The sequence below is a fragment of the Actinomadura soli genome (assembly GCF_005889715.1).
Classification (GTDB): Bacteria; Actinomycetota; Actinomycetes; order Streptosporangiales; family Streptosporangiaceae; genus Spirillospora; species Spirillospora soli.
Window position 1 is genome coordinate 1 of the sequence record NZ_VCKW01000157.1, and the last position, 21,048, is coordinate 21,048.

General features: G+C 71.7%; 23 protein-coding genes. 9 read left to right on the forward strand and 14 right to left on the reverse strand.

The window, feature by feature from the left end; all coding sequences use genetic code 11:
* From ETD83_RS26550 to ETD83_RS26590, 9 genes are all read right to left on the reverse strand, one after another.
* A partial coding sequence (locus ETD83_RS26550) for an NAD(P)-binding domain-containing protein (RefSeq protein WP_230421194.1) occupies window positions 1–1,198 on the reverse strand: 1,198 nt, incomplete at its 3' end.
* Window positions 1,199–1,224: 26 nt separating this feature from the next.
* Window positions 1,225–2,520 (reverse strand): carboxylate--amine ligase, encoded by a 1,296-nt coding sequence (locus ETD83_RS26555; RefSeq protein ID WP_138647936.1) that lies wholly within the window; start codon window positions 2,518–2,520, stop codon window positions 1,225–1,227.
* A gap of 217 nt (window positions 2,521–2,737) precedes the next feature.
* Window positions 2,738–4,021 carry a glycosyltransferase gene (locus ETD83_RS26560; protein ID WP_138647937.1) on the reverse strand — a complete coding sequence of 428 codons (1,284 nt, stop codon included), beginning with the start codon at window positions 4,019–4,021 and terminating at the stop codon, window positions 2,738–2,740.
* Entirely contained in the window at window positions 4,018–4,674 is a 657-nt protein-coding gene (locus tag ETD83_RS26565) for a YveK family protein (protein ID WP_138647938.1), read from the reverse strand. Before ETD83_RS26565 ends, ETD83_RS26560 begins: the two co-directional genes overlap by 4 nt.
* Window positions 4,675–4,744: 70 nt before the next feature.
* Window positions 4,745–5,953 (reverse strand): glycosyltransferase, encoded by a 1,209-nt coding sequence (locus tag ETD83_RS26570; RefSeq protein WP_138647939.1) that lies wholly within the window; start codon window positions 5,951–5,953, stop codon window positions 4,745–4,747.
* Window positions 5,950–6,687 carry a polysaccharide deacetylase family protein gene (locus ETD83_RS26575; protein WP_230421195.1) on the reverse strand — a complete coding sequence of 246 codons (738 nt, stop codon included), beginning with the start codon at window positions 6,685–6,687 and terminating at the stop codon, window positions 5,950–5,952. The genes ETD83_RS26570 and ETD83_RS26575 overlap by 4 nt, the downstream gene beginning before the upstream one ends.
* Window positions 6,599–8,293 (reverse strand): lipid II flippase MurJ, encoded by a 1,695-nt coding sequence (locus tag ETD83_RS26580; protein WP_138647940.1) that lies wholly within the window; start codon window positions 8,291–8,293, stop codon window positions 6,599–6,601. Before ETD83_RS26580 ends, ETD83_RS26575 begins: the two co-directional genes overlap by 89 nt.
* Window positions 8,290–9,594: an O-antigen ligase family protein gene (locus ETD83_RS26585; protein WP_138647941.1), complete on the reverse strand. Its 1,305-nt coding sequence runs from the start codon at window positions 9,592–9,594 to the stop codon at window positions 8,290–8,292. Before ETD83_RS26585 ends, ETD83_RS26580 begins: the two co-directional genes overlap by 4 nt.
* A complete protein-coding gene (locus tag ETD83_RS26590; protein ID WP_205717900.1) occupies window positions 9,591–11,159 on the reverse strand; it encodes a sugar transferase in 1,569 nt (522 codons plus the stop codon). Before ETD83_RS26590 ends, ETD83_RS26585 begins: the two co-directional genes overlap by 4 nt.
* A 527-nt stretch (window positions 11,160–11,686) precedes the next feature.
* On the opposite strand from ETD83_RS26590, the gene ETD83_RS26595 reads away from it, so the two are divergent.
* Both ETD83_RS26595 and ETD83_RS26600 read left to right on the forward strand, forming a co-directional pair.
* Window positions 11,687–12,907, forward strand: a complete 1,221-nt coding sequence (locus tag ETD83_RS26595) for a L,D-transpeptidase (RefSeq protein ID WP_138647942.1) — start codon at window positions 11,687–11,689, stop codon at window positions 12,905–12,907.
* 66 nt (window positions 12,908–12,973) lie between these two features.
* Entirely contained in the window at window positions 12,974–14,053 is a 1,080-nt protein-coding gene (locus ETD83_RS26600; protein ID WP_138647943.1) for a hypothetical protein, read from the forward strand.
* Between the two features lies 1 nt (window position 14,054).
* Here the strand turns inward: ETD83_RS26600 and ETD83_RS26605 are convergent, their stop codons facing one another.
* Entirely contained in the window at window positions 14,055–14,384 is a 330-nt protein-coding gene (locus ETD83_RS26605; protein ID WP_138647944.1) for a hypothetical protein, read from the reverse strand.
* Complete coding sequence (locus ETD83_RS26610) at window positions 14,378–14,821, reverse strand: ATP-binding protein (RefSeq protein ID WP_138647945.1); 444 nt, start codon at window positions 14,819–14,821, stop codon at window positions 14,378–14,380. The genes ETD83_RS26605 and ETD83_RS26610 overlap by 7 nt, the downstream gene beginning before the upstream one ends.
* 110 nt (window positions 14,822–14,931) lie before the next feature.
* Between ETD83_RS26610 and ETD83_RS26615 the strand changes: the two genes are divergently transcribed.
* The 3 genes from ETD83_RS26615 to ETD83_RS26625 are packed head-to-tail and all read left to right on the forward strand — an operon-like array spanning window position 14,932 to window position 16,126.
* The gene (locus ETD83_RS26615) at window positions 14,932–15,738 is read left to right on the forward strand and encodes a helix-turn-helix domain-containing protein (protein WP_138647946.1); all 807 of its coding nucleotides are present in this window, start codon (window positions 14,932–14,934) and stop codon (window positions 15,736–15,738) included.
* On the forward strand, window positions 15,738–15,935 hold the full coding sequence (locus tag ETD83_RS26620) for a DUF397 domain-containing protein (RefSeq protein ID WP_138647947.1): 198 nt from the start codon (window positions 15,738–15,740) through the stop codon (window positions 15,933–15,935). The genes ETD83_RS26615 and ETD83_RS26620 overlap by 1 nt, the downstream gene beginning before the upstream one ends.
* Before the next feature lie 8 nt (window positions 15,936–15,943).
* Window positions 15,944–16,126, forward strand: a complete 183-nt coding sequence (locus tag ETD83_RS26625) for a DUF397 domain-containing protein (RefSeq protein WP_138647948.1) — start codon at window positions 15,944–15,946, stop codon at window positions 16,124–16,126.
* Window positions 16,127–16,211: 85 nt separating this feature from the next.
* On the opposite strand, the gene ETD83_RS26630 is transcribed toward ETD83_RS26625, so the two are convergent.
* Window positions 16,212–16,460, reverse strand: coding sequence for an SEL1-like repeat protein (locus ETD83_RS26630; RefSeq protein WP_138647949.1), 249 nt, complete (start codon window positions 16,458–16,460; stop codon window positions 16,212–16,214).
* 119 nt (window positions 16,461–16,579) lie between these two features.
* The gene (locus ETD83_RS26635; protein WP_205717901.1) at window positions 16,580–17,377 is read right to left on the reverse strand and encodes a response regulator transcription factor; all 798 of its coding nucleotides are present in this window, start codon (window positions 17,375–17,377) and stop codon (window positions 16,580–16,582) included.
* A gap of 697 nt (window positions 17,378–18,074) precedes the next feature.
* Here ETD83_RS26635 and ETD83_RS26640 point away from each other — a divergent pair.
* Both ETD83_RS26640 and ETD83_RS26645 read left to right on the forward strand, forming a co-directional pair.
* The gene (locus ETD83_RS26640; RefSeq protein ID WP_138647950.1) at window positions 18,075–18,440 is read left to right on the forward strand and encodes a hypothetical protein; all 366 of its coding nucleotides are present in this window, start codon (window positions 18,075–18,077) and stop codon (window positions 18,438–18,440) included.
* A 213-nt stretch (window positions 18,441–18,653) separates the two neighbouring features.
* Window positions 18,654–18,851, forward strand: coding sequence for a DUF4158 domain-containing protein (locus ETD83_RS26645; RefSeq protein ID WP_230421196.1), 198 nt, complete (start codon window positions 18,654–18,656; stop codon window positions 18,849–18,851).
* 9 nt (window positions 18,852–18,860) lie between these two features.
* Here ETD83_RS26645 and ETD83_RS26650 read toward each other — a convergent pair whose 3' ends face one another.
* Entirely contained in the window at window positions 18,861–19,523 is a 663-nt protein-coding gene (locus ETD83_RS26650; protein WP_138647952.1) for a DUF6461 domain-containing protein, read from the reverse strand.
* Between the two features lie 108 nt (window positions 19,524–19,631).
* On the opposite strand from ETD83_RS26650, the gene ETD83_RS26655 reads away from it, so the two are divergent.
* The gene (locus ETD83_RS26655) at window positions 19,632–20,522 is read left to right on the forward strand and encodes a metalloregulator ArsR/SmtB family transcription factor (RefSeq protein ID WP_138647953.1); all 891 of its coding nucleotides are present in this window, start codon (window positions 19,632–19,634) and stop codon (window positions 20,520–20,522) included.
* Window positions 20,492–21,048: dihydrofolate reductase family protein (locus tag ETD83_RS26660; protein WP_138647954.1), on the forward strand; the 557-nt coding region annotated here is incomplete at its 3' end. The genes ETD83_RS26655 and ETD83_RS26660, both read left to right, overlap by 31 nt.

The window sequence follows — 21,048 nt, forward strand, 5'->3', positions numbered from 1 at the left end:
GGCGCATGGCGGGCGTGCTGCGGATAATGTGGTGCGCGATCCGGCGGGCGGCGAAGTCGGCGCCGTGGACGAACCGCATCACCGGCCCGAACGTGGCCGCCGCGGCGAGGCCCGCGAAGTAGAGCCCGGGCGTCGACGCCTCGAAGTCCCGGCTGAGGACCGGCGCGCCGTACCGGGTCGCGACGCGGCGGCGCAGGTCGGACGAGAGCAGCGTGAGGCGGTCGATGTCCGGGACGAACCCGGTGGCGGCGATGACGTGGTCCGCCTCCGTCACGAGGCGGCGGCCGGTGCGGTCGGTGGTGGTGACGGCGACGCCGCCGTCCTGCTCCACCGCCTTCCCGAGGAACCGGCCGGTCGAGAGGCGGACGCGCCGGTCCAGCCGGTCGCGCAGCCACCACGCGCCCGCCGGGGGGAGCGTCTCCTTGACGATCCGCTGCCGCGTCCCCTCCGGCAGGTACCGGACGAGCCCGGGATGCTCCGCCCACACCCACGTCCGGTAGCCGGCGCCGAGCCCGGACCGGGGCCCGCCGACCAGCTTGGTCCGCAGGGAGCGGGTCCGCTCGGGGACCGCGTTCCAGTCGATCTCGCGCCTGCGGGCGAGGACGTGCGGGTACGCGCCCGCGTCGGCCAGCAGCACCGCCGTCTCCAGCGCGGACTGCCCGGCGCCGACCACGGCGACCTCCTGGCCCGCGAACAGGCCGAAGTCGCGGTGGGCGGTGCTGTGCGAGACGAGCCAGGACGGCAGGCCGGCGAGCTCGTCCGGGATGTGGGCGAACGGGCCGACGCCGACGGCGACCACGACGGTGCGCGTCGCGATCGTCTCGCCCGTGGACAGCGTGACGACGTAGCCGCTCGCGCCGCCCCGCTCGACGTTCAGGATCTCCGCGTCCTCCGTGCCGGGGATCACCACGGACGCGAACCAGCGGCCGTACTCGATGAACGTCTCGAGCGGGATCGGCTCGCCGACGCGCCAGTCCGGGTGCCGGTCGGTGAAGCCCATGCCCCGGTGCGGCGCCCCGAGGTTGGACGCGAACGGCTCGGATTTCAGGAACATGCCGAGCGGCATGTTCTCGTCCCAGAACCGCATCGGCTTGCCGATGATCCGCACGTCGAGGCCGAGGTTCTGCAGGTGGGCGGCCGTGGACAGGCCGTAGGGTCCGGCGCCGGCGATGACGACGTCGCAGGCCGAGTCGTTCATGATCGTTCCCCCCGTGTGTATGTGGATTACCTGGTGCGGAGCCGTCCGACGGCGCGGAGCACGCTCTGCCGGCCCATCGCGAGGAACGGCGGCAGGTCGTCGCCGGCGTACCAGGCGAACTCGTCGGCCTCGCGCAGTGGGCGGAGGGTCTCGCGCAGCGGGCGGACCTTCGTGGGTAGCGAGCGGAGGGTCGCGGGCGAGGGGAGAAAGGTTCGAGGCAGAGCGCGCAGCGGGCGGGTGGCCGACTGCTGGAGGTAGTGGTTCTCGACCAGCAGGCTGCGGCCGAACGCGGGGCGGACGGCGGGGACGCGGCGGCCGGACTGGGCCAGGTGCAGGACGCGGATCTGGTCGAGCCCGTTCCGGTCGGTGAAGAGCCGGAACTGCGCCCCGAGCCGCGGGTTGAAGTCGAGCAGGTGGTAGCCGCCGCCGTCCGGGTCCAGCCGGAAGTCGAGGTCGACGGGCCCGCGGCAGCCGAGCAGCCGGACGATCCGGACCGCGAGCCGTCCGAGCTCGGCGTTGTCGACCCATTCGCCCTCGACCGTGTGCCCTGCCTGCGGCGGGTGCGCGAGGTGCTTGCGGCCGACCCCGCCGAACAGGCAGTCGAGGGACGCGTCGAAATAGCCCTGGAAGAACCAGTCGCCCCCCTCTGGCGGGAGGCGCCGCTGCAGGATGAGCGGGCCCGCGTCGCCGTCCGGGTCGCGGACGCGGCTCGCGCCGAACAGCCGGTGCGCCTCGCCGAGCGTCCGGACGAGCGTGGTGCTGCGCAGCCCGGGGCCGCGCAGCCACGGCCGCGCCCACTTGGCGACCAGCGGCAGGCCCAGCTCGCGGGCGGCCTCGTCCACCTCGCGGGCGGACGCGGGCGTCCGGCTCGGCGGGCACTGGATGCCGTAGCGGGCGCACGCGTCCAGCAGGAGGCTCTTGTCGGCGACGCTCCGGGGGACGCCAGGGTCCTGGTGGGGGAAGGCGAAGTGGGGGGCCAGCGCGTCCGCGTGCTCCGCGACGAAGATCGCTCCGGCGTCGTCCAGCGGGACGAGCAGGGCCGTTCCGCCGACGCGCTCCCCGATCGCGCGCAGGTGGCTGAGCAGCGCGGCCGGGCGCGCGGCGGGCGGCGCCCACGGATGCCCGCGGTGCAGGTAGCGGGAACGGGACGAGGGGTTGCCGCGCCCCTCCAGGATGGCGTGCACCGGCACCCCGGCGCGGCCGAGGCTGCGGATGGCCGCGAGCGTCCCGTGGTGGAAGTGGTTGCGGTCGGTGCGCAGCAGCAGGGCGGGCAGGCCGGGGTCGAGCCGCGTCGCGGACGGGATGTGCGTGTCGAAGAACATCCGGTCAGCGGACCCGTTCCAGCGAATGGCGCGGCACGGCGCCCCTCCTTGTCGTGATGATTCTTTTCGCCCGGAATGCGACGGGCGATCTCGCTGCGAAATACGTCGCCAATACCGAACGATACGCCTGCGAGTTGCTGATATCCATTCGCGGGGGCACCCATTCGGGCACCGGCGAAAAGCCGCTTCCTTTATGTCCGCTATTCGGGTGTGCTGGTTAATAGGTTCGATTGAGGACGCGTTCGGCGTCGGGCATCCCGCTCGCCAGGTCCAGGTCCAGGAGATCGACCAGGGTCTCGTCCGGGGCGCCGGGGAGCCCGGCGACGTCGCGGGTGACGGCGGCCAGCAGCGCGACCGTCCGGGAGATGTCGTAGGCGGCGGAGGCGGCGGCCGCCTCCCGGCCCTCCTTCACCGCGATGCCCGGGAAGAGCAGCCGGCGGGCGATCTCGTCCGCGAGCGCGGCGGGGTCGTCCACGGGCACGAGCGCGCCGACCCCGGGACGGACGACCTCCGCGATGCCGGGGATGTCCGTCCCGACGAGGGGGCGTCCGGTGGCGAGGGCCTCCAGCGCGGTCAGCGGCAGCCCCTCCCACCGGGACGGCAGGACGACGACGTCCGACGCCGCCAGCCAGTCCCGCGGGTCCCGCACGGCCGAGGCGAACCGCACGCCCGCCGCGGCCCGGCGGCGGAGCACGTCCAGGCCCTCGCCGTCCCCGACGATGGCGAGCCGTGCGGACGGGCACCGCGCGAGGACGCCGGGCCACGCCGCGACCAGGACGTCCTGCCCCTTCTGCCGGGTCAGCCGGCCGACGCAGACGGCGAGGGGCGCCCCGGCGGGCAGGCCGAGCCGGGTCCGCGCGCCGAGCCGGGCGATGGTGTCGGCGGGCCCGAACCGGCGGCGGTCCACCCCGTTGCGGACGAGCCGGTACGGCCCGCGCACGCCCGCGCGCATCCCCTCCCGCAGCTCCCCGGCCCCGACGCAGACCAGCGCGTCGCTCCAGCGGGCCGCGAGCCGCTCCCACCGGCGGCTGAGGGCGTCCTGCCGTCCGGTCGCGGCAAGCCAGGACCAGCCGTGCGGCTGGAAGATCGTGGGCGTGCCGTGCGGGCGGCGCAGCAGCCGTCCCGCCAGGCCCGCCTTCGAGGAGTGCAGGTGGACGACGTCGGGCCCGAAGCCCTTCACCAGCCGGCGGAGGCCGAGGGACTCCGGCAGCGTCCGCGGCCCGGGGCCGCGTCCGGCGGGCCAGTTGAACCAGGGCACGCCCGCCGCCGCGCACCGGGCGGGAAGATCACCTCCCGCCGGGCAGGCGACCGCCACCTCCCATCTGCGTTTGCGCTGGTCACTGACCACCTGACCGATATAGACGGCGACGCCGCCCGCGTTCGGCTGGCTGACGTGCAGCACCCGCAACGGCGTCGGACCATCCGGTGCCGCCTCCCCGCCGATGTCATGCATGCGCGGCGGGCCGTCGACGGCGGCGGGCCGGGGCGGGGACGCCGTCACGAACCGACCTCGACGCGGCTGCCGGGTGTCCCACCTGGGACGGCGGCGACGGGCTCGGGCGCGTCCCGCACATCCGCACCGCCACCCGAACCGCCGACCGGACCGCCGTCGGGACGCCGCCGCGCGCTCAGCACGGCCGCGCTGAGCCCGGCGAGCAGCACCCCGCAGGCGGTGCCGACCGCGACGCCGAGCGTCAGGTTCGGCGACGACGGCGTGGCGGGCGGGGCGGCGCGGCCCATCAGCGCGACGCGGACGCCGGTGTCGGCGCGGTGGGACGTCCCGTACCGGACGAGCGCGTCGGCCGCGCCGTTGGCGAACGCGGCGGCGTCGCGCGGCGTCCGCCCGCTCCCGGCCAGCTTGATCACCGGCGTGTCCGGCGAGGTGGACGCCCGGACGTGCTCGCGCGTGGCGCCGGGCGCTGCGTCCGGCAGCGGGAGGGCGGAGTACCGGAGGGTCTCCTCCAGCGGGGCGAGCCGTCCGTACAGCTGCGCGAAGCTCAGCGCCGCCGGGCCGGACCTGTCGGGGCCGACGTCGTCCACGACCAGGACGAACGCGTTCGCGGTGTAGGTGGCGGGCGCGTACAGGGCGTATCCGAGGCCGCCGAGCACCCCGGCCAGGACGAGCGCGAGGGACGGCCCGACCCACCTGGGCACCACGGCGAACGGTCCGCGCGCACGCCTCCTGCCGGCCCCACCAGTCCTGCCGGGCGGTCTCCGCCCGGCGTCACGTTGCGGCATCTTGAGCCCTTTCTCGCATCGGAATGACCCCGCCCGCCGGCGGTCCCGGACGGCGGACCGGCGGCTCCGGGCGGTAGAGCCGGGCGAGCTCGGCGGCCTGCTCGGCGATGGCGTACCGGCCGGTGACGACCGGCGGCACGCGCGCCCTGTCCCTGGGCGCGTGGACGGCGCGCCGGATCTCCCCGGCCCAGATCCGCGCGTCGGACGGCAGCCGCCGGGCGTCCGCGACGGCCTCGCCGGGCGGGAGGTCGTCGAGGGCCGGGCACGTCGTGTAGAGGACGGGCAGCCCGGCGGCCAGCGCCTCCACGGCACCGAGCCCGAACGTCTCCTGGACGGACGGCGCCGCGAACACGTCCATCGCGGCCAGCGCGCCCGCGACGTCCGACGTCCCGCCCGCGAAATGGACCGCGGCCCCGGTGTCGTGCGCCAGCCGTTGGAGCGTTCCGCGCAGCGGGCCCGTCCCGACGAGCAGCAGCCGGACGCCGTCCAGCCGCGCCACCGCCTCGATCAGCAGGTCGAACCGCTTCGTCGGGACGAGCCGTCCGACCGCCCCGACGACCGGCTCGTCCGGGCCGATGCCGAGGCGCCGCCGCGTCGAGGCGCGGCGCGCGGCGTCGAACGCGAACTCGGCGGCGTCGAGCCCGTTCGGGATCACGGCGATCCGGCCCGGCGGGACGCCCCAGCCGCGCAGCCGGGCCGCGACGGTCGGCGACACCGCGACGGTCGCCGTCCCGAGCCGTTCGGTCGCCCGGTACAGGGCCTGGACGCCGCGCGTCACGGCACGTCCCTCGATATGGCCGTCGCCCAGCGAATGCTCGGTCGCGATGATGCGCGGCGTCCCGGCCAACCGGGCGGCGAGGCGGCCGTAGACGCACGCCCGGTACAGGTGCGTGTGGACGACGTCGTACCGCCCCCGCCGGATCAGCCGCGCGAGCCTCGGCAGCGCCGCGAGGTCCCGGTTCCCGCGCATGCCGATCTCGTGGACGGGCACGCCCGCGCGCCGGATCTCCGCGCCGAGCGCGCCCGTCCGCGTCAAGGTCGCGACTTCGCAGCGCACCGGCGGATCGTCCGGCCCGGACAGGTGGCGGAGCAGCAGCGCGAGCTGGCGTTCCGCGCCGCCGTGCTCCAGCCCGGTGATGACGTGCAGGACCCGGGTCGCGCCCGGCGACGCACCCGGCGTGACACGCGGCGTCACACGCGGCTCCGGCGGCGCAGCTCGTGCCGGACGACCTTGGCCCGCATCCGCAGCGGCCCGTCCCGGTCGCCGACGTAGGTGCGGGGCAGCGCGTGCCGGCTCGGCGCTTCGGGGGTGATGTCGCAGGCGTAGTCGTAACCGGCGGCGCGTACCGCGTCGATCTCGCGGGACGTGGCGTGCCCGTACGGGTAGGCGAACCCGGTGATCTGCCCGTCGACCAGCTCCTCCAGGGCCGCCCGGCTCTCCTCCAGCTCCTCGCGGAGCTCGGTGTCGTCCGTCCGGGGCAGCGAGACGTGGTGCCGCCCGTGCGAGGCGACCTCGATGCCCGCGCCCGCGACGGTGCGGATCTGGTCGGCCGTCATGAGGGGTTTGCGCGGTCCGTCGTCCCACGCGTTGTAGGTCCCGATCCGCCCGGACACGACGAACACCGTCGCGCCGAACCCGTACCGCAGCAGCGCCGGGACGGCCCGCGTCGCGAAGTCGGCGTAGCCGTCGTCGAACGTGAGCCCGACGAGGCCGCGCCCCCGTCCGGCGGCGTGCGCGTCCAGCAGCTCGCGCATGCCGACGCCGCGCAGGTCCCGCGCCCGCAGCCAGGCGAGCTGCCGCTCGAACCGCGCGGGCGACACCGTCACCAGGTGCGGGTCCTCATCGAAGTGATCGACCGAGTGGTACATCAGCACCAGCGGGGCCGGCCGGATCTCCTCCGCCGGGCGCGCGGGCGCCGGTTCGCTCACTCGTGTGGGTTCCGTCGGATGGCTCACTGGTCTCCCCCGATTCGATACGGCCGCGCCACGAGGCGACGAGGCCGGGTCCCGCCAGCACGATCAGGACGGCGAACGCCGCCGCGGTCGCCAGGCCCCCGGCGATGAGCTGGACGACCGCCGGCATCCGCCCGCCGAGGGCGCCCGCGACGGCGAACCCCGCCGCGCAGGCCCCGGCCGCCGCGAGCACGAGCCGCGCCACGTCGGCGGCGACCCGCCGGAGCGCGACCGGCGCGACCCCCCTGCGCAGCCCGGCCACCAGCAGGACGGCGGCGAGCGTGATCCCGGCGGCGTTCGCGGCGGCCAGCGCGACCGTCCCGGCGGACGCGGCGAACGCGCCCCCGATCGCGGCGGTGACCGCGAGGCCCCCGAACAGCACGGCCGCGGGCCGCCAGGTCGGCCTGCGCTGCGCGAAGAACGCCCGCGCGGCGAGCCCGACCGCCATCTGCCCCCAGAGGCCGAGGGCGTAGACGCGCATGACGGACGCGGTGCTCCGCGTGTCCGCCGCGGTGAACGCGCCGTGCTCGAACAACACCTTGATCACGACGGGCGCGAAGGCGATGAGGAACGCGGTCGCGGCCAGCACCATCGCGCTCGCGACGGCCAGGTCCTGCTGGATGCGGCGCGCGACGAGCCCGGTGTCGCCGTCCGCCGACGCGCGGGCGAGCCGGGGGAACGTCACCGTGACGATCAGCAGCGACAGGATCATCGGCACCTGCGCGACCTTCTGCGCGTAGTTCAGGTGGGAGATCGACCCGGCGGCCAGCTCCGACCCGAAGAACCGCTCGACGAACACCTGCGCCTGCCGGGTCACCGTGTACACGACGACCGGCGCGACGGCCGCGACCCCCAGCCAGACGTCGACGTCCCCCTGGACGCGCGCGTCGCCGCCCGCGCCCCGGGGCCGGGATTCGCGCAGGCAGCGGACGAACGCGGGCACCTGAACCGCGATCATCAGAACGCTCCCGCACGCGACGCCGATCGCCGCGCTCGTCACGCCGACGACGCCCGAGAGCCCGGCGATCAGCGCGAGGATGCCCACGTTGTACGCGAGGTAGATCGCGGCGGGCGGCCCGAACCTGTGGTGGGCGCGCAGCGTCGCGCTCATGAATCCCGCGACGCCGAACGTCACCACGGTGATCGCCGTCAGCCGGACGCACCGGATCGCCGGGCCCCGTTCGGTGAGGCCGGGGGCGAGGGCGTCCACCAGCACCGGCGCGGCGGCCACGAGCGCGAGCGTGACCACCGACAGGCCGAGGATCATGCGCGGCAGGGTCGTCCCGACGAGCGGGCGCAGCCCGCCGCCGCGCGCGAGGAGCCGCGTGACCGCGGGGATCATGAGCAGGGCCATGGCGTCCTCGATGAGCAGCGGCGAGACGGTCTCGGGGATCGTCCACGCGACGAGGAACGCGTCCGTGCTGCCGCTTGCGCCGAACAGGTGCGCCATCTGCAGGTCGCGCAGGAACCCGAGCCCGGTCCCGGCCGCGATCAGCACGCCCGACAGCGCGGCGGCCCGTCCGACGGAGGTCCCGGCAAAGTTCCCAGCGGACGCGGACGCAGAGGCGGAGGCGGAGGTCATTCGCGCACCGCCCCGAAGGCTCGGGACGCGACAACCCCGAGGACGACCGCCGCCAACGCGCACGTAGGCCCGCCCAAGTCGGCGTAGAGGAAGTTGACCAGCAGAAACGTCATGAGCCCGAGGCTGGCGAGCCAGAACGGATCGCGAACGCTGCGCCGCCTCCACAGCCCGGCGACGATCACGCCGATCAAGGCCGCGAAACCCGCGAAACCCACCGCTCCCTGCTCGGACAGGAACAGTAGATATTCACTGTGCGGCGAAAGAAGCGGCTGCCGTGAATACCCGTGGACCGGGTCGTCGGTCTCGCTCCCGGACGACAACTCGATCCCGGCGTAGGCGTCCCGGAAAGCCGGGAAGTTCTTCACCCCCACACCCGTGGCGGGGTTGTCCTCCCAGATCCGGACGGCCGCCGTCCACAGGCTGTACCGGTCGTCCACCGACTGGTCGGGGTCGCTGATCGAGCCGACCATGGTCTTGGACCGCTCGACGACGGCCTGCGATCCGCCCCCGACGCCCCCGCCCATGACCACCACGAGCACGAGCGAGGCGCAGCAGGCCAGCACCTTGACCGCCGTCCACCGGTCGAAGACCACCAGGGTGAGGACGGCGGCGGCACCGAGCGCGATCCACGTACCGCGGCTCAGCGAAAGCGCCAGCGCGACGCCCAGCACCCCGAGCCCGGCCACCGCGACCACGGCCGCGGCGGGCCCCCGCGTGGACGCGAAGAGCGCGAACGCCGTCAACGTCAGGAACGCCATCCCGACCACGACGGACATGCCCATCACGTTGCCCGCGCCGAACGTCCCGACGGCCCGGATGTACGCGCCGCCCATCGACGCGCCGTTCCCGGTGACCGACTGCCAGATCCCGACCCCGGCCTCCCAGAACCCGAGGACGAGCACCGACGAGCAGACGATCGCCAGGTCGCGCCGGTCGCGGACGAGCAGCACCACGGCCAGCGGCACCAGCACGAAGATCTGCACGCCCCGGACGAACCCCGGCAGGCTGGCGGCGATGTCGGCGGAGCACACCGTGCTGATCCCGAGCCCCGCCACCAGCGGCCCGAACGCGAGCAGCGCCGCGCGCGGCATCTCGGCCCGCCCCGCGACCAGCAACGACGTCGCCACCAGCACGAGCACGACACCGGCGAGGTCCCCGGCGGTGACCTCCATCCCGTCCCCGACCACCTCCGAGCCGGGCGGGACCCCGACGCTGAGCACGGCCGCGGCGACCAGCCAGCTCGGCCGCCTGACCAGGCCGCCCGCCCGGGGCGCGGCGAGGAACTGCGCGCAGGCCGTCATCCCGCGTCCCGGAAGACCATCGCCCGGACGGTCAGCAGCAGGATCTTCAGGTCGCCGGTGAACGACCAGTGGTCGATGTAGTGGTTGTCGAGCCTGGCGCGCAGTTCTATGGAGGTGTCCCCCCGGAATCCGTGGATCTGCGCCCATCCCGTCATCCCGGCCGGGACGCGGTGCCGCAGCATGTACCCGGGACAGGTGCGGGAGAACTGCTCCACGAAATGCGGCCGTTCCGGACGCGGCCCGACAAGGCTCATGTCGCCGCGGATGACGTTCCACAACTGCGGAAGCTCGTCCAGGGAGGTGGCCCGCAGGAACCGCCCCACCCTCCCGATCCGGTCGTCGTCGCGGACCGTCCAGCGGGTGTCGGACTCGCGCTCGTCCACCTTCCGCAGCGTCCGGAACTTCAGCAGGACGAACTCCTCGCCACCGAGCCCGATGCGCCGCTGCCGGAACACCACCCCGGGCCCGCCCTCCAGCCGCACTGCCACAGCGCACACCGCGATCACCGGCAGCGCCGCGCACAGGATCACGGAGCCGACGACGAGGTCGAGCAGCCGCTTGGCGCACCGGGCGGACGGCTCGCGGAGCCGCCAGTCGACCCGCGCGCACGGCAGCCCGGCGAGATGCTCGCGCCGCGCCGCCGAGACCGGGACGACGTTCGACGGCGGCTGGACGAGGAGCGTCTCGCACGGCAGCCCGAACGAGATGCGCAGCACGGTGCCCAGGTGGTTCGGGTGGACGTCCTCCGCGATCACGACCAGCGTGTCGATCCCGTGCCGCTCGACGAGCGCGGGCAGGTCGGCGGTCTCCCCGAGAACGGGCACGACGGACCGTCCCCCAGAAACCCCCGCCGCAGGAACCCCCGCAGAGGCACCCGAGGGAACCGCCGCAGAGGGGGCCGAGGCAACCGCCGAAGGAGCGGCCGAAGAGCCCCCGGCCGCGGCCTGCCCGACCGCCGAGGGAAGCCCGGCCGCCACCTGCCCGACCGCCGCGAGCCCGAACTCGCCCCGCTCGCGCAGGAGTTCGGCCAGGTGCGCGGCCATCCCGCCCGCCCCCACGATCAGTGCCGGACGCGCCCGCGACCGGCGGCACCGGTACGTCCTCAGCGCCGCATTGGCGAACGCACGCGAACCGAGCGCCGACGCCCCGGCCACGGCGGTCACCCACAACCAGGCGACGGCGGCGCGGCCCGCATCCGCGCTCAGCAGGGCCGCGAACGCGCCCACGACCAGCGTCCGCACGACGATCGGCGGCGCGTCGGCGAGCAGCGAGGGGTTGCGGCGCGTCCGGTAGAGCCCGCCGCACGCGTTGAACGCGATCACGATCACCGCCGCCGCACCGGGCAACCCGGCGCCCGAAGCGGGCAACACCAGGAGCACCGCGGCGGCCATCGCGCAGCCGTCCGCCACGGCGAGGCAGACCGGATAAAGGACGGCCAGAATCCGCGCCCCCGTGACGCCGCGCCGGTACGGGACGGCCGGAGCGAGAACGGCGGGCCCCTCGGCCGAAATGAGATCCGCGGGGGCGCCCGAGTCGATGGAAGGACTCAGCCCCTGGGCTCTCATCGCGCGTCCCTTCACAGACAAGAACTCACCGGGAGGTGACCTGACGGGGCCGTCGCGGGCGGCCACGACCCAGCATCGCAGCGCCTCCCAACACGGATCGCCGCTTTTAACCGCCGCCGCCACAATCTTGATTAGAAGATCAAGACCACGCCGATGACCTGCGAGAACAGGCCCGAGAATGCTCAACGGGACGTCAAAGCGCGCACCAATCTGCAACCAATTCCAGCGCGTTTCCAGCTTGGCCCGATTGAGCCATTTTCATCCGCTCGTGTCCGGGGGCCGGCGACGGCTCGCCGCGCCGCCCGGGGCAGGCCCGGCCGTGAAAAGTTCTAAGAAGCGCCCACCCGAGGCGAACCTTCGCGGGACCATGGACGTTACAACTGATCGGACGCCGAGAACCCGCCGCCCGCGATCAGCGCGGGACCGGCGACGCGAGGGCCGTTCCGTAAGCGATCTTGTTGCCGTCCCGCCGTCGCGCGGGCCCGGCGGGCTGATGAGGGAGAGCGGTGCGAGGTAAGGCGTTGGCGATGGCCCTGGTCCTGGGCCTGGCGGCGGCATGCGGCGGCGGCGGTGATGGAGGCGGAGGCGGCGGGACGACCGCGAAGGGCGGCGACAACGGCACGCCGAAGGTGACGATCACCCCCGCGAACGGCGACGGCGAGGCCCGTCCGGACGGCGGCGTGACGGTCACCGCGGCGGGCGGCACGCTCGGCCAGGTCACGGTCAAGCTGAAGGGCACGGACGTTCCCGGCGCCCTCTCCGCCGACAAGACGAAATGGCGCTCCACCTGGACGCTGCGGCCGGGCGGCAACTACCAGGTGTCGGCCACCGCGACGTCCCCGCAGGGCAAGTCCACCACCGCCACCAGCGCGTTCCGCGCCAGCCGCGCCACCGCCGCGACCCGCGTCAACAACGTCGTGCCGAGCCAGAACGAGACGGTCGGCACCGGAATGCCGGTGTTCGTCCAGTTCAACAAGGCCGTCCCCGAGAAGGCCAAGGCCGCGATCGAGCGCAGCATCGAGATCTCGTCGTCCACCCCGACCGAGGGCGCGTGGCGCTGGCTCGCCCCCGGCGAGTCCTTCAACGGCCTCCCCTCCGTCGTCTTCCGCCCGAAGCGCCCTTGGAAGCCGCATCAGAAGGTCACGGTCACCGTCCACTACGCGGGCCTGAAGATCGGCGACGACGTCTTCGGCGACCGCGACGTGACCCGCACGTTCCAGATCGGCGACTCGCACGTCGTCAACATCAACGCCAAGACGCACCAGGCCGTCGTCAAGAAGAACGGGCGCACCGTCCGGACGTGGGGCGTGAGCCTGGGCAGCGGCGGCGACGTGCAGAGGGACGGCGTCGACCACCTGCTCACGACCAGCGGCGTCCACCTCACCATGGACCGCAGCCGCCTGGAGCGCATGCGCCCGCCCGGCAAGAAGAAGGGCGACCCCGGCTGGTACGACGAGAAGGTCCCGTGGGCCACGCGGATCTCCAACAGCGGCGAGTACATCCACCAGAACATGGACGACCCGTCCTGCCTGGGGAGGCGCAACTGCAGCCACGGCTGCGTCCGATCCCCCGGTGCAGACGCCAAATGGTTCTACAGCTGGTCCTACCGCGGCGACCTCGTCACCATCACCGGCACCAAGCGCAGCCTCGCCTGGTGGAATGGCTGGGGCTACTGGCAGCTCCCCTTCACCAAATGGTCCAGCGGCAGCGCCCTGGGCAAAACGGTCACCACGACAGCACTCCGCTGAGGTTCCCCAGATTCCACCGGGACGGATGACACAGTAGGTAACGCTGTGTCATCACCCGGGGGGATCGTGGCTTCGAAGGTCGTCCTGCATATCGGCGTGCAGAAGTCGGGAACGACGTTCCTGCAACACATGGTGCACGCCAACCATCAGGCCCTCGTCGAAGCAGGTGTCCACTACCCCATCCCCCGCGACTGGTCCCGCGGAAAACGAACTGTGCCCAACCACGAATGGTCGACCTACGGCCTCCTGGGCACCGAGTACCCATGGGTGTCAGAGAAGCGCGCCGCCAGGGAATCGACCTCCTGGAAGGATCTCCTGGCCCAGGCAAACACATGCCCCGGCACCGTCCTCCTCTCGGCCGAGGCCCTCTCGGTGATCCGGACGCCAGCCGTCCGCCGCCTCCTGACCTGCCTGGACACCGACGACGTCGAAGTGGTCATCACAACCCGGAGCCTGGACCGCGCTCTGCCCTCCCTCTGGCAGCAGCACATCCGCAACGGCCACAGCATCAGCTTCAACGACTACCTGAAGAACCTCGCCCACCACCGAGAGAAGAACCTCGAAGACGACCCGTCCGCGCACATCTGGCGAGCATTCACCCTGAACAAACTGGTACAACGCTGGTCCAGATCAGGCGCGACCAAAGTCTCCGTCGTAACCACGCCCGGCAACCCTCCAGACCTCCTCTGGGAACGCTTCACCCAGGCGATCGGAACACCGGCCCTGGCCCAGGTACCACTAGCCAAAGAGGCCCACACCGGCCTAACAGCCCCAGAAACCCTGATCCTCGCCTCCCTGAACGCAACCCTCCATTCCTCCAGAAGAGAAGCAGACCGGATAAGGCAGACCATCACCGAAAGGTTCCAGACCCGCGACCATCGCGGCGGAAAGGTGGCCATCCCACCCGAATGGCGCCTCCGCCTCACCGAATGGATGCACGAGGACCTCGCCGCCCTCCAGCAAACCCCCGCACGCGTCATAGGCGACATCAACGACCTACATCCGAGCACCACCCAAACACGCCCACCGACCCCCGAAGAGACCGCCCAAGCGGGCGCCGAGGCGGCACTGGCCTTGGCCCACCTCACACCACACCAGTCCCCACTCCGCCGAACAGCCCGCCGCCTCCGCCGCCTACTCCCCTGATTCACCAGGTGGACGGATACATGCGGTGCTTCAGGAGCAAGTCGACCTGCTCCGCAGCCGCCTTGGCGTCCCCGCACGGGCAGAGGTAGCCGGCCGCCCCTCGCCGGACGTCGTGGTAGGCCCACATCCAGCCGGAGTACACCCGCACCCCGACCACCACCCCGACGTCATCGGCGACACCGCTCGCGTAGACCCAGAGCATCGGCCTCGGGAATTCGCGCCCGTACAGCTTCACGCACCTGTACCCGCCCACCTTGACCGCGAGCGCCAGCACGTCCAGGTACCGCACGGCCGTCCGCCGCCCCCGCCACGTCCGGAACCGGATCAACACGCGACCGCCGCGCAAACCCATTTCCCGACGGGCAAGGTCTCCCTGACCCAACACTCGGACGCCAGCCCCTGAACGATCTGCAGCCCCCGGCCGCCTTCCTCGTGCCCCGGCTCCAGCGCGCACGCGTCGCCGACGACGTCGTCCAACGACATCTCCATGACCGGCCGGACGACAGGCATCCCCGCGCCCGAGTCCCACACGGCCAGCACGACGGCACGCGCCTCCCGCGTGAACCGAACCCGGATCTCCCGATCCGGCGTGCTCCGCACCGCATTCGCGACAAGCTCCCCAGCGATCAAAAGCACATCGCCCGCAAGCCGCTCCAGCCCCCATTCAGCAAGCCGGAATTCCACCAGCGACCGCACCGCCCCCGGCACCGTCCACCCAGCCCGAAAAGAAATGTCCAACTCGCCCGTTTCCATGGCTTTCATGGCCATTTCGTTTGCCCTCCCATCTGCGCGTTTTCGAGACAAGAGTGACCGGCCGGAGTTAGCTTGTCGCTATTCCTCGGAAGACTCGGAAGTTGAGCGAGCCAGGAGGCTGCCGAATGAACGTCAACGAGTCACCGGACCCACGCCTCAACCTCTGGGCGACCATCGCCTTCTTCCTGCGCTTCTTCCGCATGCAGCAGGGTCAGACAGGCGACACGGTCGCGCGCTGGCTCAACAGGTCCCGCTCGTCGATTTCCAGACTCGAGAGCGGCGAATCGCAACTCAAGGAGAGCGAGGCCGCCATCCTGGACGCGAAGTGGAACACGGGCGGCCTGTTCGGCGTCCTCCTCTGGTTCGCCCGCCTGGGCCACGACCCCAACTGGAACAAGAACTACCTGGCCTTCGAGGCGCGCTCGTCCGAGATCCGTATGTACGACGGTCAGCTAGTACCTGCTCCGTTCCAGACCCCCGACTACGCACGCGCGCTACTGATGGCTGGTCGTGCAAAGAACCTGGAGAAGGCCGTCGAAGCTCGCATGGCACGCCGGGCAATCCTGCACAAGCCCGACGCCCCGGAGGTGTGGGTGCTTATCGCGGAGACGGTCCTTGGTCCGCACGTGGGTGGACGAGACGTGATGCGGGAGCAGATCGCGCACCTGATCGAGCTCTCACAACTTCCGCACGTAATCCTGCGCATAGTCCCGAACAGCGCAGGCGCCAACGAGGGCCTGGATGGACCGTTCAAGGTCCTGAAGGTCAAAGAGGGGGAGATCGGTTTCCTTGAGGCGCCAAACGGCGGCCGACTAGAGTTGGACGCCGAAGAGGTGGCGGGCCTCCGTAAGAGGTTCGACCGCATCGGTGCCATAGCACTACCCGTGGAGATGTCCCGGGCCCTGCTCAAGGACGCGATGGAGCACATGTGATGACGACTTCCCCCGTATGGCGCAAGAGCAGCCGAAGCACGCAAGGTACCTCCGAGCAGTGCGTGGAACTCGCGCAACTCCCCAACGGGATCGGCCTCCGAGACAGCAAGGCCCCCGACACCGGCCACCTCACCCTCACCCCCGAAGCCTTCACCACCCTCCTCACCCAGGCGAAGCGTGACGAGCTGCCCCACTGAGGAGAGCCATGACCACGTGGCGCAAATCCACGCGATCGGAAGCCCACGGCAACTGCGTCGAGTTGGCCGGACTCCCCCACGCCATCGCCATCCGAGACAGCAAGGCGCCCGACAAGGGTCACCTCAACCTCACGCCCGTGGCCTTCGCCGACCTCCTCGTCCGGGCGAGGCGGGACGAGTTGAGCCTCTGATCTCGTCCCTTGATCGCCACTGTTCCGGCTCCGGCTGTCGAACAGGATTCATCTAGGGGTTCTCGGACAATGTGAGGGTGCCTGCTCACTCCCAGGGCGCCTCGATCTCCCCCTCGGCGTCCAAGCCGAAGCGACGGAACCGTTCGCCACTTTCAGGGTCACCGGCCCACTCGCGGAGCCTCGCCAGGTCCGTCAGCGCGCCGGATTCTCCGGCGTCAGCGGCCTGCCGGTACAGCCGTTCGGCCTCCGCATAGTCACCGGCCTCCTCGCGCAGCCACGCCAGGTCCGTCAGCGCGCGGATGTGTCCGGCGTCGGCGGCCTCCTTGAAAGTCATTGGAGCGCTGAGGCACCGCAGCACGCTACGCCGTGCACAGCCTCACTCGCCATCGCCTGACGAGTAGTGCGGGCCCGTGAACTCGGATGGTCTCGGACCGCATTTTTGGAACGCCGTTGTCAGATCCAGCCGCGTCGGGCGGCGAGTTTTCCGGCCTGGAAGCGGCTTGTGGTGCCGAGCAGGACGAGCAACTCGCCGACGCGTCGGGTGTAGGTGCGTGACGACAGGTTGAGGCGCGCGGCGGCCGTTTGGTCGGTGAGGCCTTCGTTGAGGGCGGCAAGGACGGGGGCAAGGTGTGTCGGCAACTCGTGGGGGTCGTGGTCCGCGGTGGGGTCGGCTCCGGTGGCCCACCAGTGCTCATGCACGTTGACCAGCGCATCCACAACGACGGGGTCGCGGACAACGAGCATGCCGTTGTAGAACACGTCCATGTCGAGCGGGATCAGCGCGACCGTGCGGTCCAGCACGGCAAGACGGAGCGGGATCTGCGGGATCACTCGCGCCTTCCCGCCGTCGTTCCATTGGATGGTGCCAAGGCCGGCGTCTCTGGCCAGTCCCTGCGGAGAGGTGATCTGGCGGACGGTGGGGATCTGGGCGACCGTCCGGCGCACGCAACCGGCCGCGTGCAGAAGCATCCGCTCGGGCACGCCCTGGTCGAGGCAGCCCGATGGATCGTCGAAGGTCAGCAGTTCGTTCCGGGCGGCATCCGACAGCCGGGCCACCATCGGCCCCACCTTGGGTGCGTCCACGCGCTGGGCCGGCGGGCGGACCCCCCGCGCCGAGTAGTACGCCGACTCCTCCAAGGCCTGGCCGACCGCTTCGCGCACCTGCGTCCGTCGTAGCTCGGGAACGTTCGGCTCCGGCATCTCGTGGCCTTTCGTCCAGCCCAAGGCGGAGGGCCCGGCGCGTTGGTTCATCCCTCAACCGATGGCTAGTTTACGCCACGCATTTGATCGACTCCGAAGTGTAGCCAAGACTTGGGGCTGGAGCAGCACCCGAACGGCCAGTCACGTTGAGGAGCTGGTCGTTCCGATGTGGATGGGGCTGCGCAGGGGGCCGGAGAGCCATCTTCGAGACAGGAGTGCACATGAGGAAACAGCGCCCGTTGACCAGGGCAGCGTCCATAACGGCGCTGGGTCTGCTCGCGGCGGTCCCGTTGGGCGCGAGCGGCCAAGCTGGCTTCGCCGTCGGCGGCGGCTCGGTGAGCCGGTCGGCCCCAGCGGAGGCACCCGCCGGGAGCGTCCCGTCCGGCGCGTCGCCATCGGCCCGACAGGGCGTCCGCGTCGTGGTCGCGCAGTGGGCGCAACCCTGGCTGAACGTCCGGGACAATCCGGGCTGGCCGGGCGGCCATCCGGGCAAGATAATCGGCACGATGCGGTCCGGGGCCCCCGCAGTCGCCATTTGCACGACCGAGGGCGCCGAAATAACCGCCTTCAACGGCAGGACCGGCTCGATCTGGGTCAAGCTCAGGGGGGGCGGCGCCTGGCTATGGGACCGCGGGCTCAACCCCCACGAGATCCTCCCCCCGTGCGTCGGCGGGTGCAGAAGCAAAACCGACCGCGCCACGAGCGCCACGCCTGGTCGGAACGACTGCCAAGCCCGCGAGGAGGGCCGATGAACCCCTATCGAACCGGGGCCGGGATGGTCGCGACGGTGGCGCTGCTGGCGGTGGTGCCGGCCTCGGCCGCGATCGCCGACTCCCCTGCCCGCCTCCGCGCGGACCGGGTCACCGTCGGTGACTGGGCCAGGCCCCTGCACGTCCGGGTCGATCCGGGGGCTCCAGGCATCCCGCCCGGCAGGATCCTCGGCTCGATCATGCCGCCCGCGGAGGCCAGCGCCCTGTGCCATATCACCGACGGTGCACAGATGACCGCCTGGGGCCGGACCAGGTCGGACTGGGTCAAGATCCGGTACGGCTGGGAGGGGCACGCGTGGCTGTGGGGCGGCGGCCTGAACCCCTACTCGCTCCGTGAGTGCTAGCGCCTGTCCGGTGGATCATGTGTTGATCCAGGGCAGGGCGGTGACCAGGACGATCGCTGCCCGGTAGTTGCGGGCAAGTTCGTCGAACCGGGTGGCGTCAGATGGTCGGGGTGCCTGTTGGTTCTACTTTGCGGGCCATGCCGGTGGAGTTCTTGGACCGATGACGAGGCGGCGGCGTACGGGCGGTTCGCGGGGCCGCCGTCTCAGACGGACTTGGAGCGGGTGTTCTTCCTCGATGACGAGGACTGTGCGCTGGTCGGGCTGCGGCGCGGCGAGCACATGAGGCTCGGGTTCGCGCTTCAGCTGGTGACGGTGCGCTGGCTCGGGACGTTCCTGGGGGACCCTCTTGCTGTGCCGGGGGCGGTGCTGGAGGGACGGCTGACGGTCGGGCAGCGGCGTTCAGGCAGGTAGAGAAGGTGATCATCTAATGACGATGGGCCCCACCAGCATCGGGCGGTCGAGCATGTCCGGCGTGAAGTGCACCCCGGTGACCTTCGCCGCCAGGGCGAAGCCCCTCGGCACGGCGGTGTCGTAGTTCTCCTCCCAGGCCGCGTCCCAGGCCGCGTCATCCTCCGGCTTGTCCAGCCCCATGCCCAGCTCGCGCATGAAACCGTTGAGCCGGTCGGGGTCGGAGCCGTAACGGTCGTACGGATGCCGCAGCCGGTAGCCGGTGACGACCGTGCCATCGATCGCGTACTCGAAGCTGTGCTCGGCGGCATAGTCGTGCCGGGTGACCGCCAGCACCTCGCAACCCCGCGACAGTTCGGTCACCATCTGGTGGTCGGTGGCCCACCAGCCATAGGGCTCAATGGCCACGCACCACTCACCGGCTGGGAAGACGCCCACGTAGCCGCCGCCAGACCCGCCCGCCGTCCGGTCGACGAACTCGTGGGCCTTCTCGCTGAGTCCGCCGAAGTCCGACTCTTGTCCGGACTCCCGGCCGCGGCTGAAGCGGCGCACGACCTCCGTCGGGTCCAGCCCGCGTAAGAAGGCCACGCTGAAGATCACGCCCAGATGGCCACCCCCCTCACTCTCGAACACGCTGAGCCACTGGAACGGGGCCAGGAAGCCGGGTGTCGCCATGCGGGCCATGGTGACAGGCCGTACCGACAGTCACTCGAGATCGACCAACCCGATCGGGCCAAGTTATTCCTTGACACGAATATTCGTTGTAGTGAATACTCGCAGACCATGGACGCAACACTCCTCGCCGCGCTGGCCGACCCGGCTCGCTGGCGGCTCGTATGCCTGCTGGCCGAACGGCCCCGGCCGGTCGGCGTCCTGGCCCAGCTCGCCGAGGCGCGCCAACCCCAGACGACCAAGCACCTCCAGACCCTCGAACGCGCTGGCGTCGTCACGTCCCAGCGATACGGCCAGCGACGTCTCTACACGCTCCGTCCCGGCCCCCTGCGGGACCTGGCGGCCACGCTCAACCAGCTCGCCGACACCGCGGACCGGCCCGGCGGCCCGCGCGAGACCCACGACCGCCACGCGGTCACCCTCGACGCGGAACGGCGCGCCGCCGAGGAGCCGGGGTGGGCCGACGGACGCTCCTTCGGGTTCCGCCGGACACTGACGGCACACCCCGAACCCGTCTGGCGGCACCTGACCGAGCCCTCCCTGCTGGCCCGCTGGTGGACGCCCAACGACCTGCGCGTCTCCGAACTCGTCTTCCAAGCACAACCGGGCGGACGAATCGTCCTCGAATACCGCGATGTCGAAGACGCCGACAGCTCGGACGTCGTCGTCGGACGCGCCGAAGGAGTCGTCGAGGAGGTGCACCCGCAGGAGCGCCTCACCTACCGGATGTCCCCGCTGCTTCCCAACGGCGAGCGGGCCTTCACCGCCCACGTCGCCTTCACCCTGCGGCCGACCGACACCGGCACTGGCACTCAGCTCGACGCGCACTGGCGGATCGACGGCAGCACCGTCGAGTCCGCCGACTTCATCGCCGGCATCGAGCTCGGCTTCGGCCAGAGCCTCGACAAACTCGCCGAAACCCTCACCGACCACGCCCAGCACAACCCAGACACCGACACAAGGAGCTTCCCGTGGGACGACTCATCATCAACGTCGCAATGACCGTCAACGGCGCCTTCGAGGCACCGGCGGCCGAGCCGCAAGGCGGCTGGCTGGTCACCGACCCCCACAGCATGCAGGCGGGGCTTGAGATGTGGCAGGCCGCCGACGCCATGGTGCTCGGACGCAGGACCTACGAGGGACTGGCCGCCGTCTGGCCCCAACTCGCCAACGTCCCCGGCTTCGAGGCGTACGCGGCCCGGATGAACGGCATGCCCAAGTACGTCGCCTCCCGGTCCCTGACCGGACCGCTGGAATGGAACGCCACCCTGCTCGACGGCGACCTTGCCACCACCATGCGCCGCCTCAAGGACGAACGCGACGGCAACCTGATCGCCCCCAGCGCCGGAGAATTCGCCCGCAACCTCATCGCCCACGATCTCGTCGACGAGTTCTGGTTCACCGTCAGCCCCTACCTGTGGGCGACCGGACCACGAATCTTCGACGACATCGGCCCCGTCCGGCTGGAACTCGTCAACACCACGACCTTCCCTTCGGGCATAGTCCGCCTCTGCTACCAGCCCACCCC